The sequence below is a fragment of the Streptomyces sp. HUAS TT11 genome, from assembly GCF_051553595.1.
Taxonomy (GTDB): Bacteria; Actinomycetota; Actinomycetes; order Streptomycetales; family Streptomycetaceae; genus Streptomyces.
Genome location: NZ_CP196184.1, coordinates 8,244,262 through 8,258,155 on the forward strand (window position 1 = coordinate 8,244,262; position 13,894 = coordinate 8,258,155).

The 13,894-nt window shown below is 72.6% G+C and carries 11 protein-coding genes; 9 read left to right on the plus strand and 2 right to left on the minus strand.

The features are described 5' to 3' along the window. Window positions 1–10 precede the first annotated feature (10 nt). Together ACSHXN_RS37080 and ACSHXN_RS37085 are read right to left on the minus strand one after the other, a co-directional pair. Window positions 11–859, minus strand: coding sequence for a chitosanase (locus tag ACSHXN_RS37080; protein ID WP_355139673.1), 849 nt, complete (start codon window positions 857–859; stop codon window positions 11–13). A gap of 129 nt (window positions 860–988) precedes the next feature. After that, window positions 989–3,775: a SpoIIE family protein phosphatase gene (locus tag ACSHXN_RS37085; protein WP_438305353.1), complete on the minus strand. Its 2,787-nt coding sequence runs from the start codon at window positions 3,773–3,775 to the stop codon at window positions 989–991. 314 nt (window positions 3,776–4,089) lie between these two features. Between ACSHXN_RS37085 and ACSHXN_RS37090 the strand changes: the two genes are divergently transcribed. From ACSHXN_RS37090 to hypE, 9 genes are all read left to right on the plus strand, one after another. Beyond that, complete coding sequence (locus tag ACSHXN_RS37090) at window positions 4,090–5,826, plus strand: hydrogenase maturation protein (RefSeq protein WP_356114458.1); 1,737 nt, start codon at window positions 4,090–4,092, stop codon at window positions 5,824–5,826. Then, entirely contained in the window at window positions 5,823–7,061 is a 1,239-nt protein-coding gene (locus tag ACSHXN_RS37095; RefSeq protein WP_438305356.1) for a hypothetical protein, read from the plus strand. The genes ACSHXN_RS37090 and ACSHXN_RS37095 overlap by 4 nt, the downstream gene beginning before the upstream one ends. Next, a complete protein-coding gene (locus tag ACSHXN_RS37100) occupies window positions 7,058–7,603 on the plus strand; it encodes a hydrogenase maturation protease (RefSeq protein ID WP_355139665.1) in 546 nt (181 codons plus the stop codon). Before ACSHXN_RS37095 ends, ACSHXN_RS37100 begins: the two co-directional genes overlap by 4 nt. A gap of 176 nt (window positions 7,604–7,779) precedes the next feature. Next, window positions 7,780–8,175, plus strand: a complete 396-nt coding sequence (locus tag ACSHXN_RS37105) for a hydrogenase maturation nickel metallochaperone HypA/HybF (protein WP_355139663.1) — start codon at window positions 7,780–7,782, stop codon at window positions 8,173–8,175. Between the two features lie 3 nt (window positions 8,176–8,178). Beyond that, window positions 8,179–8,940 (plus strand): hydrogenase nickel incorporation protein HypB, encoded by a 762-nt coding sequence (hypB, locus tag ACSHXN_RS37110; RefSeq protein ID WP_355139661.1) that lies wholly within the window; start codon window positions 8,179–8,181, stop codon window positions 8,938–8,940. After that, window positions 8,937–11,327: a carbamoyltransferase HypF gene (gene hypF / locus ACSHXN_RS37115; protein ID WP_438305358.1), complete on the plus strand. Its 2,391-nt coding sequence runs from the start codon at window positions 8,937–8,939 to the stop codon at window positions 11,325–11,327. The genes hypB and hypF overlap by 4 nt, the downstream gene beginning before the upstream one ends. Window positions 11,328–11,383: 56 nt before the next feature. Continuing rightward, a complete protein-coding gene (locus tag ACSHXN_RS37120; RefSeq protein WP_355139657.1) occupies window positions 11,384–11,692 on the plus strand; it encodes a HypC/HybG/HupF family hydrogenase formation chaperone in 309 nt (102 codons plus the stop codon). Continuing rightward, on the plus strand, window positions 11,689–12,813 hold the full coding sequence (hypD, locus tag ACSHXN_RS37125; protein ID WP_355139655.1) for a hydrogenase formation protein HypD: 1,125 nt from the start codon (window positions 11,689–11,691) through the stop codon (window positions 12,811–12,813). The genes ACSHXN_RS37120 and hypD overlap by 4 nt, the downstream gene beginning before the upstream one ends. Continuing rightward, complete coding sequence (gene hypE / locus ACSHXN_RS37130) at window positions 12,806–13,885, plus strand: hydrogenase expression/formation protein HypE (protein ID WP_383358274.1); 1,080 nt, start codon at window positions 12,806–12,808, stop codon at window positions 13,883–13,885. Before hypD ends, hypE begins: the two co-directional genes overlap by 8 nt. Window positions 13,886–13,894 lie beyond the last annotated feature (9 nt).

The window sequence follows — 13,894 nt, forward strand, 5'->3', positions numbered from 1 at the left end:
TGCCGGGCCGTCAGCCGATGTGGTAGCTGTCCCCGTACACCTTCCAGTCCAGCGGCGGGTCCAGGTTCAGGTTGCCGTTGCGCAGGAAGACACGCTGCTCGGTGTCGACACGCGTGGTGTCGCTGTGGGCCTCCTCCTGCTTCATCGCCCACACCCGTGCGTCGAGGAAGGCGTTGAGGTAGGCCACCTCGGCGCCGCCCTGCGCCGGGGGCTTCGCCGTACGCAGCGCACGCTTGCGGATGTTGCGGAAGCTCGTGGCGTCGTCACCGTCGCCGTGCATCACGATGGCGTCGTAGTACGTGAACTGCCCGAGCACTCCCAGGCCGTCGGCCTTGCCCTGCTGGACGGCGGGGTTGAAGTACACACGGTCGCGTTCGTCGTTCTGCGCCTGCTGGAACGCCGTGTCCTGCGCCGCCGTGCGCCAGTCCCTGGGGAAGTTCGGGTCCAGTCCGGCGTGGGAGTCGGTGCCGTTGACGTTGCGCAGTGCGGGCAGGTACTTGGCGAGGACGTTGCCGGGCTTGCGGTCGGCGTAGAGCTGGACGAGGTCGAGCATGTCGCCGGTGCCGGAGCAGAATCCGATGATGCCGGCGGTGTAACCGCGCCCGTCGCCGATGTCCTCGATGTACTTGTACTGGGCCTTCCAGTCGAGCGAGGAGTTCTCCGCGCTCGAGACCAGCTTCATGGCGATCTCCTTCTTCGCCGGATCGTCGAGTCCTGTCGCGCGGGCGGCGGTCGGGGCGGCCGCGGCGTTCGCGGCGTTGAGCAGCGGTAGCGCCGCGAGAGACGCACCGAACAGGGCGAGTACGGTGCGACGGGAGGCGCTGCGGGCGCCTGCCGCGTCGGGGGACGGATGCACCACTGGGACTCCAAGTGGGTTCGGGGGGTGGGGAGTTGTACTGATAGGAAGGTTTCCTATCAGATCCCTGGAGTGTTGGGTACCCGTCAAGCAACAGGTTCTCGTGGCGGCGCCGGTTCGAAACGACCGGCGTCAGGGCAGCGGCTGTTCGGCCCAGATGACCTTGCCCGTCGGCGTGTAGCGGGTCCCCCAGCGTTCGGCGAGCTGAGCGACCAGGAACAGCCCGCGCCCGCCCTCGTCGGTCATCGCCGCGTACCGCAGATGCGGGGAGGTGCTGCTGGCGTCGAAGACCTCGCAGACGAGACTGCGGTCGCGCAGCACACGTACGCGGACGGGCGCGCTTCCGTAACGGATCGCGTTGGTCACCAGCTCGCTGAGCACGAGCTCCGTGGTGAACAACAGCTCCTCGAGCCCCCACTCCGTCAACTGCCGTGTCACCGCCGCGCGTACCTCGCCGACGGCCGCGGGCTCCTGCGGCACCTCCCACTGGGCGACGTGGGAGGCCGGCAGTGCCCGGGTGCGTGCGACGAGCAGGGCGACGTCGTCGCTCGGACGGTGCGGCAGCCGGGCGTCGAGCACGGCCCGGCAGGTGTCCTCGGGCGACGGTCCCGATCCGGCCAGGGCGGCGCCGAGCAGTTCGAATCCGGCGTCGATGTCCTGTCCGCGGCCCTCGATGAGCCCGTCGGTGTAGAGGACGATCCGGCTGCCCTCCTCCAGCTCCAGATCGGCCGTCTCGAAGGGAAGCCCTCCGAGGCCGAGCGGCGGGCCGGCGGGCACCTCGGGGAACTCCACCCGGCCGTCGGGCCGGATCACCGCGGGCGGTGGATGGCCGGCGCGGGCGACGACACAGCGCCGGGCCACCGGGTCGTAGACCGCGTACAGGCAGGTCGCACCCGTGACCGGGGCACCGCCCTCGGCCGTCTCGTCCTGGTCGATCCTGCCCACCAGTTCGTCCAGCAGGCCGAGGAGTTCGTCGGGCGGCAGATCGAGCGCCGAGAAGTTGTGCACCGCCGTGCGCAGCCGCCCCATCGTGGCCGCGGCGTGCAGCCCGTGGCCCACCACGTCACCGACGACCAGCGCCACCCGGGCGCCGGACAGCGGCAGCACGTCGAACCAGTCGCCGCCCACCGCGGCCTGCGCCGGAAGGTAGCGGTAGGCGATGTCCAGGGCGCCCTGTTCGGGCAGCTTCCGCGGCAGCAGACTGCGTTGCAGGGTCACCGCGAGACCGTGCTCGCGCGTGTACCGGCGGGCGTTGTCGATCGAGACCGCGGCCCGGGCCACCAGCTCCTCGGCGAGCGCCAGCTCCTCCTCGTCGAAGGGGTCGGGCTTCTCGGAACGCCAGAAGTTGGCCACGCCCAGCAGGAGCCCTCCGGCCCGCACCGGCACCGTGATCATCGAGTGGATGCCGTACTCCACGACCTGCGCGGAGCGTTCGAGGTCCTGGGCCAGCCACCCGTGGGCCTCGGCCAGGCACGGCTCGACGGTGGCCGGGCCGCCGGCGAGGGCCTGGGCCTGGGGGGAGGTCTCGACGAAGCGGATCCGCTCACCCACCGGATACAGGGGAGGGTCGTCGCGGATCCCGCTGAACGCTGCGCGGCACAGCCCGCCGGCCGCGTCCGGTTCCTCGCCGTGCAGTACCGCCTCGAACAGGTCCACGGTGGCGAAGTCCGCGAACCGGGGCACGGCCAGCGCCGCCAGCTCCTCGGCGGTGCGCGTCACATCGAGGCTGGTCCCCACGCCCACACCGGCGTCGTACAGCAGAGTCAGGCGCTCCCGTGCCTCCTCCGCCTTGCCGGACAGGGCGCGCAGTTCGGTCGAGTCACGCAGGGTGGCGACATGGCCGGGCGGCCCGCCCTCCAGGTCCGTGGGCCGCTGGTTCACGGCCAGCAGCCGGTCTCCGACCAGGTGCACCTCGTCCGTCGCGACCCGCCCGGACGCCAGCAGCTCGGCGGTCTCGGAGGGAAGGCCGAGTTCGGTCACATGCCGGCGCTCGGCGTCCGCCGGCAGATCGAGCAGACGCTGCGCCTCGTCGTTGGCCAGCAGCAGATCGCCGTCGCCGCCGACGATGATCACTCCCTCCCGGACCGAGTGCAGTACCGCGTCGTGGTGTTCGTACATCCGGGTCATCTCGCGCGGTCCCAGACCGTGGGTCTGGCGCATCAGACGTCTGCTGACGAGCGCCGTCCCCGCCGTGGCGAGTGCGAGTCCCGCCGCGGCCGCGGCCAGCACCAGTGGCAGCTGCCGGTCCGCGACGCCGCCCACGTGTTCGGTGGTGATCCCGGCCGACACCAGGCCCACGACGTCGCCGTCCGGCGCCTTGACCGGTACCACGGCCTGCACCAGCCGGCCGATGGTGCCGTTGATCTCCTCGATCTCGGTGCCACCCGCCAGCGCGGGCGCGATGTCCCCCACGAACTTCTTGCCGATACGGTCCGGCCGGGGGTGCGTGTAGCGGATTCCCTCGGTGTTCATCACGACGACAAAATCGACCTTCGCCCCCTTGCGGGCGGCCTCGGCCCGTGGCTGCAGCACCGCTGTGGGGTCCGGGCCGCTCAAGGCCTCCCGTGTGCCCGGCGCGTTGGCGAAGGACTCGGCGACGGCGAGGGAACGGTTGCGGGCCTCCTGCGTGGTGTCGTGCCGCACCTGCAGGACCAGAGCCAGCACCGCGGACACCACCAGCAACAGCACGATGACCACTTGCAGGAAGAAGACCTGACCGGCGACGCTGCGTCCGCCCAGTGCCGTCTGCAGTCCGGCGCGGGAGTCCGGCCACGGGGGGCGCGGCTGCCGCCGAGGGCCGGGGCGTTCCCCCGGCGACGCGTGCCGGGCGTCGTTCTCGGGCGCTCGGGCGAAGCGGTGCGCATGCGGACCGCCGGGACGGGTCGACCGAGTCCCGGTTCGACGCAGGAGCCGGACCATGTGCCATGTCTACACTGCCGGGCCTCGGGAGGCGAGGGGCGTCACATGCACCGTCGGCCGGTGACCCCGGCCCCGAACGGTGCCGCAGCCGTGCGGGGTTCACGGGCCGGGCGAGCGCGGCCCTTCGCCCGTGCGCCACCGGCCCCATACTCACCCGCACGGGACCTCAGGCCCGAGTGGCGCTTCGAAACCCGCTTTCGGGTGAACCCGCAGCCTTTCTGCGAACGAGGCGCGCGGGTGTGCTACACCATCGCACTCGGCGGGACCACCGTGCCCGCACCGTCGTTCGCCGCACGTCCGTCCGGGGGTCTGTCGTGCACATCCTGCTCGTGGCCAGCGCGTTCAACAGCCTCACCCAGCGCGTCCATGCCGAACTGCGTGACCGGGGCCACCTCGTGGCGGTGGAACTCGCCGTCCCTGACCGGTCGTTGGCGGACGCCGTACGACGGCACGCACCGCAGCTCGTCCTCGCGCCGATGCTGCGGACGGCGATCCCGCGTGAGGTGTGGGAGGCGTACCCGTGCTTCGTGGTCCACCCGGGCCCGGTGGGGGACCGGGGGCCCTCCTCCCTCGACTGGGCGATCCAGGAGGGAGCGGAGCGCTGGGGCGTGACGGTCCTGCAGGCGGTGGAGGAGATGGACGCCGGTGACGTATGGGCGTCCGTCGCCTGTCCCCTCCCGCCGCTGCCCAAGAGCGACCTGTACCGCAACGAGATCGCCGACGCGGCCCTCGCCGCCGTCCTGCTCGCCGTGGAGCGCTTCGCCTCGGGTACCCACATCCCGGACCGGCAGGACACCGCGCGGACCCGGCCGTACCTCGATCAGAGCATGCGCCGGATCGACTGGCACGCCGACTCCACGGAGACCGTGGTGCGCAAGCTGCGCGCCGCCGACTCGCAGCCCGGCGTGCTCGACACGCTGCTCGGCGAGGACTGGTACCTGCACGGCGGCCACCCCGAGGACGTCCTGCGCGGTGCCCCGGGGGAGCTGCTGGCGACCCGGGCCGGGGCGATCTGCCGCGCGACCACGGACGGGGCCGTGTGGATCCCCGAGCTGCGCCGCCGGCGTCGTCCGGGACAGCCGGCCACGTTCAGACGTCCCGCCGTGAACGCCCTCGGCGCCCTGCTGCCGCCCGTGCCCAGCCTCCCCGCGCTGCCGGAGCCGGGATGGCGCACCTGGACGGACATCCGCTATCGGGAGGAGGGCAGCGTCGGTTTCCTGTCGTTCTCCTTTCCCGGCGGCGCGATGAGCACCGCGCAGTGCCGGCGCCTGCTGGACGCGTACCGGGAGGCGTGTACGCGTCCGACCTCGGTGCTTGTGCTCGGCGGGCAACGCGACTTCTTCTGCAACGGGATCCATCTCGGTGTCATCGAGGCCGCCGAGGACCCGGCGGCCGAGTCGTGGGCGAACATCAACGCCATCGACGATCTGGTCGAGGCCGTTCTGAGGACCACGGACCGGCTGGTGGTCTCCGCGCTCGCGGGCAACGCCGCGGCCGGCGGGGTGATGCTCGCCCTGGCGGCGGACGAGGTGTGGTGCCGCAGCGGCTGCGTACTCAACCCGCACTACCGGCTGATGGGCCTGCACGGCTCGGAGTACTGGACCTACACTCTTCCCCGCCGCGTGGGTGCCGCCGCGGCCGAACGGCTCCTGGGCGAGGCCCTGCCGATGAGCGCCGCTGGCGCCTGCGGACTGGGGCTCGTCGACCGGGTGTTCCACTGCCGGCCGCAGGACTTCCGGGCCGAGGTGGGCAGGCTGGCGGCGCGGCTCGTGTCCCTGCCGGGTACCCGGACGCGCATCGCGGCGAAGAAGGCGGAACTGGAGCGGCAGGAGAGCGTCGAGCCGCTGTCCGCCTTCCGGGAACGGGAGCTCGCCGAGATGCACCGGGTCTTCCACAACCCCGCCGCCCCCTTTCACGAGCTGAGGCGCGCTTTCGTCCGCAAGGAGAAGGCGACGCGTACACCCCCGCACCTCGCCCGCGCGACGGGCGGCCGGACGACAGCGGAGCCGTTCCGGTTCGGGAGCGCGGCCACCGGAAGGACCACGCCGTGAGCGTCAGTTCGTTCGCCCCCGAGACCGAGGCGCGCTTCGCCCTCGCCCGGCAGGTCGCCGACGCCGTCCTCTTCGAGGGCTCGCCGCTGCACCCGTACCGCGCCTCCGCCGCCAGGAACGGACTGCGCCGGCAGTTCGGCGTACTGGTGCCACCGGCCTGGAACGCCGCCGACGACGAGCACGACTTCCAGCACACCGAATGCCTGATGGAGCCCGGAACGGGTGCCACCCTGGCGGTCGAGCTGCGATTCCTGCGCGCCCGGCGTCCCGTTCCGCGGCGGGCCCGCTCCGAGGGCGGGTCGCAGACCGCGCCCGAGCGCGGACCGGGCGGAGAGTCGCCGGCCGCCCCGGCCGGGGGAACCGAGGAACGCGTCGAAGCGGTCGTGGCGGTGGACCGGCTCGCCGAGGGCGACGGGATCACGATCCCCTTCGTCCGCCCCGCGGGCGAGGAGAGCGAGCCGATCCGGGACGAGGGCGGCCGCGTCGTCGGCCACCGGATCTTCCGGCACGAGGAGATCGGCGGTGTACTGCGGCTCGCGGCACGCCGCATCGAGGGGCCGTACCGGCTGATGCGGCTGACCGCGGTCGTCGAGAACACCAGCGCCTGGACCCCCGAGGAGAACGGCAACGCCGACCGCGACGCGGCCCTGCGGCACTCCTTGGTCGCCACCCACCTGCTGATCGGGCTCAGCGCCGGGTCGTTCCTGTCGATGACCGAACCGCCCGAGTGGGCGCGAGGCGTGAGCGCGGCCTGCCGCAATCTGCACACCTGGCCCGTGCTCGCCGGTCAACCCGGTCGCGCGGACGTGGTGCTGTCCTCCCCGGTCATTCTCGGCGACCACCCGGTGGTGGGTCCGCACACCCGCCGTACGGCGCTCGAGGCCACCGACATCGACGCGGTCCTCGCCCTGGCCGACTCCGCGCCCCCCGAATGGCGGGAGCCGGGAGACGGAACCGGCTCCGGCCCGGCACCCGACCGGGTCGTGGTGAACGGCCGGCACGTGGTCGCCGGGTGCCGGGTGCTGCTGAACCCGGGCCTGCGGCGCACCGACGCCCAGGACTTCTTCCTGCGGGGCCGCACCGCCACGGTGGAGGCCGTGCTGAACGACGTCGACGGCTCGGTGCACCTGGCGGTGACGGTCGATGACGACCCGGGTGCCGAGATCCGCAGGGACCAGGGGGTCTTCCTCTACTTCCGGCCCGACGAGGTCACGCCACTGGAGGACGACGCATGAGCGCTTCCCCGCACGAGGGTCCGGTCCTCGTCGCCGGTATCGGCAACATCTTCCTCGGGGACGACGGCTTCGGCGTGGAGACCGTGCGCGCACTGAAGGAGCGGGACCTGCCCGAGGGCGTGGAGCTCCAGGACATCGGGGTGCGGGGGGTGCACCTCGCCTACCAGCTCCTCGACGGCTACGACACCCTGATCCTGGTGGACGCCACCCAGCGCGGCGGGGAGCCCGGCACGGTGTACGTCATCGAGCACGACGTCGCGGAGACGGACGGCGCGCAGCCGATGCCGCTGGACGGCCATCGGATGACGCCCGACGCCGTACTCGGCCTGCTCGGCACGCTCTGCGCCGGAACCGGTGCCCGCCCGCCACGGCGCACGCTGGTGGTGGGGTGCGAACCCGACGTCGTCGAGGAGCGCATCGGCCTGAGCCCCTCGGTGTCCGGGGCGGTGCCGCAGGCCGTCCGCGTCATCGAAGAACTGCTGCGCCCCGAAGAGCGCGGTGGACCGCGCCACGCGCCCGCGTCGGGGACCTTGGAGCGGTGAGACGACCCGGCGCACGGCCGGGCGCCGCGGTTGCGGCGAACGGTGTACGCGGCCGGGCGGCGACGGCGTGCCGATCCGGCTGAGCGCGGTGCCTCGCCTCTAATGGAGCCCGGCGGGCCGCGCGCGCACGCCTCGCCCCACACGGCGGGAGCCCGGGTTCGCCGGGACGGAGAGCCATGCACGAGATGTCCATCGCGATGGCGGTGATCGGCCAGGTGGAAGAGGCGGCCGAACGGGCCGGTGACGTCACGGCGGTGCTCTCGGTGCGGCTCCAGGTCGGCGAACTGGCGGGTGTCGTACCCGATGCCCTGTCCTTCTGCTTCGAACTCGCCTGCGCCGGGACCGTGCTGGAGGGCGCCGAGCTGGTGACCGACACGGTGCCCGGACGGGCCCGATGCACCCCGTGCGCGCACGAGTGGGCGGTCGGTATGCCGCCCCTGCTGAGCTGCCCCCTGTGCGACAGCGGAGCCACCGATCTGTTGTCGGGCCGTGAACTGCAGATCGTCGGCGTGCAGTGGGAGGACGGCCGCACGCCTGTTCCCGCCGCCCCACCGATCTCCGAGGAGCGCTGAACCATGTGCCGTGTGGTGGACCTGAAACAGGCCGTGCTCGCCAAGAACGACCGGGCCGCGGACACCCTGCGGGCCGGCCTGGCCGCCCGCGGCACGACCGTCGTCAATCTGCTGTCGAGCCCCGGGAGCGGCAAGACCGCCCTCCTGGAACGGGAGCTCGGTCTGGCGCGGGAACGCTCCGTGCCGGTCGCGGCGCTCAGCGCCGACCTCGCCACCGAGAACGACGCGGCACGGCTGGCGCGTTCGGGCGTCCCGGTCAAGCAGGTGCTCACCGACGGGCTGTGCCACCTGGAGGCGGCCATGCTGGCCCGGCATCTGGAGGGTTGGCTGCCGGACGCGACCCGGCTCCTGTTCGTGGAGAACGTGGGCAACCTCGTCTGCCCGGCCTCGTACGACCTGGGGGAGACCCTGCGGGTGGTGCTCGCCTCCGTGACCGAGGGCGAGGACAAACCGCTCAAGTACCCGACGGCCTTCGGTCTCGCCCACCTGGTGGTGGTGACGAAGACCGACATCGCCGAGGCCGTCGAGTTCGACGAGGCGGAGTTCCGGGCGAACGTCGAGCGGGTCAACCCCGGCGTGGAGGTGGTGCTCACCTCGGCCCGTCGCGGCCTGGGGCTCGGGTCCCTGCTCGACCGCGCGCTGGCCGCCGCGGCCGGTGCACCCGTGCACACCCCCGTCATGGCCCGTGAGCCCCACGAGCACGGTCACAGTCACACCCACGACCACGCCGACGGTGCCGGCGTCCTGACGCAGCCCCACTCGTGAGCGGTGTGCCGCCGACGGCCGTCGGCGTCCGCGCGCCGCTGCGCCTGCGGGTCACCGTGCGCGGCGTGGTACAGGGCGTCGGCTTCCGGCCGTACGTCCACTCCCTCGCCACCGCGCTCCGGTTGTCCGGGCATGTGACCAACACACCCGAGGGCGTCGTCGCCGAGGTCGAGGGCCCGTCGGAGGCGGTCGCCCGGTTCTGCGAGCGCATCGCCGTGGACGCCCCGCCCCTGGCCCGCGTGGACGCCGTGGAGCAGGAGGAGATGCCCGTCGGCGGGGACAGCGGCTTCGCCATCCTGGCGTCCCGCACGGACGGGCCCGGGGGCACCCTGATCCCGCCGGACACCGCGACCTGCGCCGCGTGCCTGCGTGAACTGGCCGACCCCGCGGACCGTCGCCACCGTCACCCCTTCGTCAACTGCACCCACTGCGGCCCGCGGTTCACGATCGTCACCGGCCTGCCCTACGACCGGGCGCACACCACCATGGCCGGTTTCCCGATGTGCGCCGGATGCTCCCGCGAGTACGCCGATCCGGCCGACCGCCGTTTCCACGCCCAGCCGGTGGCCTGCCCGGCCTGCGGGCCCCGGCTGCGGCTGCTGGTCCCCGCGGCGCAGGGCGACGGGCGAGCGCTGCCGTCCACGGAGACGGATCCCGTCGCCGGGGCACGCGCGCTCCTGGCGAACGGCGCGGTCCTCGCGGTCAAGGGCCTGGGCGGCTACCACCTGGCGTGCGACGCCACCGACCCCGCGGCGGTCGCCCGGCTGCGCCGCCGCAAGGCCCGAGGCGACAAGCCCTTCGCGCTCATGGCCGGGAGCCCCGACGACATCGAGCACGTCGTACGGATCGGTCCCGAGGAGCGTGACCTGCTCACCGGCCGCACCCGCCCCATCGTGCTGCTGCGCCGCCGCACGGACCCCCCGTTCCCGGCGCAGGCCCCCCACCCGGTCGAAGGTGTGGCTCCCGGCAGCCCCGACCTCGGTGTCATGCTGCCCTACACCCCGGTGCACCAACTGCTGTTCGGGCTGCCCGGCGACCCCGCGGGTCCCCGGCTGCTCGTCATGACCAGCGGCAATGTGTCCGGCGAGCCCATCGTCACCGACGACGGCGAGGCACTGACCCGACTGGCGCATCTGGCCGACGCCTGGCTCACCCACGACCGGCCGATCCAGGTGCCGTGCGACGACTCCGTGGTGCGCGTGTGCGACGGGCAGCCGCTGGTCGTACGCCGCGCCCGGGGGTATGCGCCCCTGCCGGTCACGCTTCCCGTCCCCGTGCGCCCTGCCCTCGCCGTCGGGGGAGACCTCAAGAACGCCTTCTGCCTCGGCGAGGGCCGACGGGCCTGGCTGTCCTCGCACATCGGTGACATGGACGACCTCGCCACCCAGCGGGCCTTCGAACGCGCCGTGGCACAACTGGAGTCGATCACCCCGGTGCGGCCCGGGCTGCTGGCGGCGGACCGGCATCCCGGTTACCGCTCGGCCGGATGGGCCGCCCGCAACGCGGCGGGCCGGCCTCTCGTCCGTGTCCAGCACCACCACGCACACATCGCCGCGGCCATGGCCGAGAACGGTCTCGACGGCGGCCGCCCGGTGATCGGGGTCGCCTTCGACGGCACGGGCTACGGCGACGACGGGGCGGTGTGGGGCGGGGAGTTCCTGCTTGCCGACTACGACGGCTTCACCCGGTTCGGGCACCTGGCGTACGTGCCGCTGCCCGGCGGCGACGCCGCGGTGCACCGGCCCTACCGGATGGCGCTCGCGCATCTGCGTACGGCCCGGATCGACTGGTCGCCCGAGCTGGCCTGCGTGGCCGCGTGTCCGCCGGGCGAACTGCCTGTTCTCGAACGGCAGCTGGAGCGCGACCTCAACTGCGTTCCCACCTCGAGCATGGGCCGCCTCTTCGACGCGGTGTCGTCCCTGGCGGACGTGTGCCATCGGGCCGGGTACGAGGCCCAGGCCGCCGTGGAGCTGGAGGCCGCGGCGCTGCGCGCACCTGACGGGGACCGTACGGCCTACGCGTTCGCCCTTCGCCCACCGGCGACGGACGGTGGGCCGGTGCTCGCCGATCCGGCTCCCCTGCTGGCCGCGATCGCAGCGGACCTGCGCTCCGGCGTGGGCCCCGCTCCGGTCGCCGCCCGCTTCCACCGGGCCGTCACCGGCCTCGTCCACCGCGTGTGCGTCCTGGCCCGCGAGCGGCACGGTGTCGACACGGTCGCGCTGACCGGCGGTGTGTTCCTCAACAGCCTGCTCTCCTCGGCCTGCGCCGAGGCCCTGCGCGAGGACGGCTTCACCGTGCTGCGCCACCACCAGGTCCCGCCGGGCGACGGCGGACTGGCCCTCGGCCAGCTCGTGGTGGCCGCACGCGCCGCGACGGGACCCGACTGACCGACCGCCCCGGCAGCGCCGGGCTACGCACCACCACCATCAGCGAGGAGAGGCCCATGTGCCTTGCGGTACCCGGCAGAGTGCTGGACATCCAGGAACGCGACGGCACGCGGATGGCCAGCGTCGACTTCGGCGGCGTGGTCAAGGAGGTGTGCCTGGAGTACCTGCCCGACCTCCAGGTCGGCGAGTACGCCATCGTCCACGTCGGCTTCGCCCTGCAGCGCCTCGACGAGGAGTCGGCGAAGCAGACGCTCGAACTGTTCGAGACCCTCGGCATGCTGCAGGAGGAGTTCGGCGATCCCTGGGACATGGCCGCGGAGTCTGCGGGAACGCCTCCGCCGTCGCACGAGGAGGCGCGGAAGTGAAGTACATCGACGAATTCCAGGACCCGGAACTGGCCCGACGGCTGCTCGACGAGATCCATGCCACGGTGACCAGACCCTGGGCGCTGATGGAGGTCTGCGGCGGGCAGACGCACTCCATCATCCGTCACGGAATCGACCAACTGCTTCCCGATCAGGTCGAGTTGATTCATGGTCCGGGCTGTCCGGTGTGCGTGACCCCGCTGGAGGTCATCGACAAGGCGCTGGAGATCGCCTCCAGGCCAGGCGTGATCTTCTGCTCGTTCGGGGACATGCTGCGGGTACCGGGCACCGGACGGGACCTGTTCCAGGTGCGGGGCGAGGGCGGTGACGTACGCGTCGTCTACTCGCCGCTCGACGCGTTGAGGATCGCGCAGCAGAACCCGGACCGGCAGGTGGTGTTCTTCGGTATCGGCTTCGAGACGACGGCACCCCCCAACGCGATGACGGTCCACCAGGCGCGCAAGCTCGGCATCCGGAACTTCAGCCTGCTGGTCTCCCATGTGCGGGTGCCCCCCGCGATCGAGGCGATCATGCGGTCTCCCAGCTGCCGGGTACAGGGGTTCCTCGCCGCCGGCCACGTGTGCAGTGTGATGGGCGTGGACGAGTACCCGGAGCTGGCGGAGCGGTACCGCGTCCCGATCGTCGTCACCGGTTTCGAGCCCCTGGACATCCTCGAAGGCGTGCGCCGCACCGTGGCCCAGCTGGAGCGCGGCGAACACACCGTCGACAACGCCTATCCGCGCGCCGTGCGTCCCGAGGGGAATCCGGCCGCCAAGGCGATGCTGGCGGACGTCTTCGAGGTCACCGACCGCTCCTGGCGCGGCATCGGCGTGATCCCGGCGAGCGGTTGGCGCCTGTCCGCCGAGTACCGCGACTTCGACGCCGAGTCCCGCTTCTCGGTGGAGGACATCAAGACCCGTGAACCGGACGCGTGTCGCAGCGGTGAGGTCCTGCAGGGCCTGATCAAGCCGCACGAGTGCGAGGCGTTCGGCACTCTGTGCACACCCCGCACCCCGCTCGGAGCCACCATGGTCTCCAGCGAGGGCGCCTGCGCCGCGTACTACCTCTACCGGCGCCTGGACATCACCCCAGCGCCCCGGGAGGCGACACCCGTTGTCTGAGACGATCGACCTGAACACACCGTCCGTGGACCCGGCGGCCTGGACCTGCCCGGCTCCGCTGCGCGACCAGTCCCGGATCGTGATGGGCCACGGCGGGGGCGGGACGCTCTCGGCCGAACTGGTCCGGCACGTCTTCGCGCCCGCCTTCGGCGGGGAGACGCTCGCGCAGCTCGGTGACTCGGCCGCCCTGTCGCTCGGCGGTGTCCGGCTGGCGTTCTCCACCGACTCCTTCGTCGTGCGACCGCTGTTCTTCCCCGGCGGCAGCATCGGCGACCTCGCCGTGAACGGCACCGTCAACGACCTCGCCATGAGTGGTGCCTGCGCCTCCTACCTCTCCTGCGGGTTCATTCTGGAGGAGGGCGTCGAGATGGAACGCGTCGTCCGGGTCGCCGAGGCGCTCGGCGGGGCCGCGCGGACGGCCGGGGTCGAGGTGGTGACGGGCGACACCAAGGTGGTGGAGGCGGGCCACGGCGACGGGATCTTCATCAACACGGCCGGTGTCGGCCTCATCCCCGACGGAGTGGACCTGCGCCCGCAGCGGGTGGTCCCGGGGGACGTGGTGATCGTCAGCGGGCCGATCGGCGTGCACGGCGTGGCCATCCTGAGCGTCCGCGAGGGTCTGGAGTTCGGGGTGGAGATCGAGAGCGACTGCGCGGCTCTCGGCGGACTGGTGCAGGCCATGCTCGCCGTCACCCCGGACCTGCACGTGCTTCGCGACCCCACCCGGGGCGGCCTGGCGGCGGCACTGAACGAGATCGCCGCGGCCTCGGGCACGGGGGTGGTCGTCACGGAACGCGAGATCCCGGTCCCTCGGGCGGTGGCCGGTGCCTGTGCCGTGCTGGGCCTGGACCCCATGTACGTGGCCAACGAGGGCAAACTGGTGGCATTCGTCCCGCGCGAGCACGCCGACGCCGTCCTGGAGGCCATGCGGGCCCATCCGCTGGGCCGGGAGTCCCGGATCATCGGCGAGGCGGTGGCGGACCATCCGGGCATGGTGGTGGCCCGTACCGGCCTCGGCGGTACGCGCGTGGTGGACATGCCGATCGGGGAGCAGCTGCCGAGGATCTGCTGATCCACGGGG